The organism is Cytobacillus sp. FSL W8-0315, from assembly GCF_038002905.1.
Lineage (GTDB): Bacteria > Bacillota > Bacilli > Bacillales > Cytobacillaceae > Cytobacillus > Cytobacillus pseudoceanisediminis.
In genome coordinates this window covers 1-3,382 of the sequence record NZ_JBBOOC010000007.1, presented here as the reverse complement: position 1 = coordinate 3,382, position 3,382 = coordinate 1, and the positions used below count along the sequence as shown (strand labels likewise).

Annotated in this window: 4 protein-coding genes; 1 reads left to right on the top strand and 3 read right to left on the bottom strand. The window is 37.7% G+C overall.

The annotated features are described in order from the left end of the window. Positions 1 to 128 precede the first annotated feature (128 nt). Positions 129 to 1,151 carry an alpha/beta fold hydrolase gene (locus MKY20_RS28605; protein WP_341004492.1) on the bottom strand — a complete coding sequence of 341 codons (1,023 nt, stop codon included), beginning with the start codon at positions 1,149 to 1,151 and terminating at the stop codon, positions 129 to 131. Between the two features lie 145 nt (positions 1,152 to 1,296). Between MKY20_RS28605 and MKY20_RS28600 the strand changes: the two genes are divergently transcribed. Beyond that, positions 1,297 to 2,205 carry a LysR family transcriptional regulator gene (locus tag MKY20_RS28600; RefSeq protein ID WP_034297479.1) on the top strand — a complete coding sequence of 303 codons (909 nt, stop codon included), beginning with the start codon at positions 1,297 to 1,299 and terminating at the stop codon, positions 2,203 to 2,205. A gap of 292 nt (positions 2,206 to 2,497) precedes the next feature. On the opposite strand, the gene MKY20_RS28595 is transcribed toward MKY20_RS28600, so the two are convergent. Beyond that, positions 2,498 to 2,653, bottom strand: a complete 156-nt coding sequence (locus tag MKY20_RS28595) for a hypothetical protein (protein WP_009335269.1) — start codon at positions 2,651 to 2,653, stop codon at positions 2,498 to 2,500. Between the two features lie 124 nt (positions 2,654 to 2,777). After that, entirely contained in the window at positions 2,778 to 3,221 is a 444-nt protein-coding gene (locus MKY20_RS28590) for a hypothetical protein (RefSeq protein ID WP_341004491.1), read from the bottom strand. Positions 3,222 to 3,382: the final 161 nt, after the last annotated feature.

The following is a 3,382-nucleotide window of genomic DNA, read 5'->3' as shown; positions in this document are numbered from 1 at the left end:
GCATATGTTCACAAAGTTAGCGCTATTACTGCCCAGTATCGTTGTACTAAGCAATAGCCCTTGAGTAAAAGAAAGAGACGATTAATTCTAGGGTAACCGTCTCTTAATAATAGTATATAAAAAACACTTTACCTGTTTTTTCGAAGTCCTAATAAGCGTTTTAAATTTTCATCAATAAATTTATTATCGGTTCTGTTAATTCCGCGACCAGCAAAATGACCCCAGACTGATTTGATAGGATGATATTCAGCATTAGGTACAAGATTAGCTTCATATTCGTTATTTTCTGCCGTACAGAAGAGATCAGTACTTCCTGGCATGATATAGGTAACCGCTTTAATGCTTTTGAGTGCCTCATCAAACGCTCCGTTATATGCTGCGTTTGCACTAATATCTGCATGTTGTCCCGTCCATAACATGGCTAGAACATTGTGTGGATCCATACTCATAAAGCTATTTTCCCAAACTCCAACCGCAAAATCTTCCAATTCCTCAAATCCCATTTCACGATAAAGTTCCTCTTTATAGAAGGTTTGCGATAATCCCCATCCTGCATAGACACGGCCCACTGCACGCATATCTTTAGAAGTCAATTGGTTTATTTTGGTAGATTCCGATCCGACTGAGGCCATGAGTGCAGCCTTCATTCCATCGAGAACCACATAGGTTTGCGGCCAAGTCTTTGCATTCCCGCAGAAAGAGGCAATTCGATCCACCATGTCAGGATAACTGGCCGCCCATTGGAAAGATTGAAGACCACCCATTGACCATCCAACTACAAGAGCGATTTTCTGAATGCCGAATTTTTCGGTCACAAGTCGATACTGCAACTGAACGTTGTCATAGATGGTTACATGCGGAAAATTAGCTTTTTCGAACGGTGCAGGAGTATTGCTTGGAGAAGAGGATAAACCGTTCCCTATTAGATTCGGAACGATAATGAAATATTTTTGTGGATCTAGTGCCATGCCGTCTCCAATCAACCATTCATTATTAACATGCTGGTCGCCAAAAGCGGTTGGATAAATGACAACATTATCTTTAGTTTCATTCAACTTCCCATAAGTCTTATAAGCAAGGAAAGCGCTTGGTAACGTCACTCCCGATTGTAAGGTTACATCACCTAAATTGAAAATCTCATAATTATCCATTGAGTTGTCACTCCTTTTTAAATGAAACACAAACACTTTAGAATGTATTTCTTGTATTTAGTATAAAGTCGTGTTACTTTCAATAAAAGTGAAGAGAATTAAAAGCAGCATTCAATAAAATTGAAAATTAAGGGGGGGGATTATGGTGGAATTGCGCCAGCTGAATACGTTCAATACGGTGGCAACAACATTAAATTTCAGTAGAGCTGCTGAAGCACTAAACTACGTACCCTCCAATGTTACGATGCAAATAAAAGCATTGGAGGAAGAACTAGATGTTCGTCTCTTTGATCGTTTGGGAAAGCAGCTTGTTCTCACAACTGCAGGTAAACGTTTTTTAACTCACGTCCAGGAGGTTCTAAACAAATTGGACGAAGCTCGGAGTGTCGTTCATGACAATGAAATTCTAAGTGGTACCTTAACGATTAGTGCTAACGAAGTTGTTTGCGCCTATCGACTTCCAGATATCTTTAAGCTTTTTCGTTCGCGGCATCCTGGTGTTCGTCTCATCTTTCGCTCGGTTCCAAATCAACAACTCAAACAAACACTCTTTGAGGGAACCTCGGATGTCACCTTTATACTCGACGAACCCATTCAATCAACGGGACTTGCAGTAGAGCCATTGACAGAAGAAATTTTTCGCTTTTTCGTTGCTCCAGATCATCCACTTGCTAAACAAACTGCATTACAGCTTGACGATTTTCACGGAGAGGTGTTCCTGATAAACGAAAAGGGTTGTCCCTATAGAACAATGTTTGACCGAACGTTTAAGAAGGGAGACATTGATAGTATTTCATCATTAGAGTTTCAGAGTGCAGAAGCCATTAAACAATGTGCAATCTCGGGAATCGGTATTGCCTTTCTTCCTAAAATAGTAACTGCAGTCGAAGTTGAACGTGGCGAACTTGTTGCTCTTCCTTGGCGATTTCAAAACTTGGATGTGTATACACATATGGCATGGCATAAAGACAAGTGGCTTTCACCGATTATATTATCTTTCATTGAAGCAGCAAGGGAGGTTCTAGCTCTAACGGAAGACAATATGTCAAAATAGTTTAAACCATTTTGACATATTGTCTTAAATCCTTACATAAAGCTATTGGACGACGCAGTTAACAACTATATAAAATCTACCACCGAAATAATACAATGGCTTTACTATAAAATACACTCTTAAATTCATGAAACAATTTATTGCGCAGTAAGAGTCTACTCCGTTACAAGAATTGCCGAATCCTTATCCCATAAACCTGCCCCATTGTTTAATAAAGAGCATACAAAGTCCTATACTTTAATAAAAAAAGCATCCATCTGTAAAGGATGCCAATTTTCAGTCCACTTTGTTTTTAAGACCTAGCAATCTGTTCTGCTGTTTTGTTCATATCTTTTTGTTCAATCACATAGACTAGCTCTTCAATAATATCGTTTAATCTCATCTGACTAGTATCTTTATTTAAAATGATTGAAGTTTTGTATAGCAACCTTTTCTCTTGTTCAGTCATTCATATTCCTCATCTCTACCTGGTCTTACTCTTCAGTATACCCTCGCTTCATATTAATATACTTATAGTTTCGAAGTTGAATTTTTCGACATATTGATGAAGTGTAAACTTTGCTATAACCATTTTACTTTTTCGAACTATCCTCTAAACGTAAAATATTATTAGACGAGTTAAACGAAAAGTCTTCCTTATTAGTTTTAAATAGATCTTCAGCTTTCAAGTCCTTAGTCCTGTTCTCTACATCCTTTTGAACAGACTGTTTAAACTCATTAAACTGTCGCTCTAAATCCTCCATTTTACGAGCATAAGACTCAGCTTCTTTTTTATAGAATTCTGCCTCTTGCGCATACTTTTTCTTCTCATCTGGATCACTAGAACTTTCTGCCTTGCTGTAAGCCTCTTCTGCTTGCTTTGCTTTTTCCTTTCCTAAGTTACTAAACCAATTTTTTATAAATCCAAAGGCTTTGGAAAAAATTGGTTCAGCCAATTCTCTCCCATATTTAACTAGTAACTTTAGAACCTCTGGCCAAATTTTTTCAATAAAGAATTTAACTATCACTTTCCACATAGTAAAATATACCTCCTCGTATGCCTATATCCATTATATTACAGATTTTTGGGTATACAATATAATTTCCTGTTTAATGCACACGTTAATTTAACCGCTGTTTCACCGCAGTTACCTCTTATGAAGAGCCCCAAAAGTTCTCTTCTTCAACAAACCTGCCC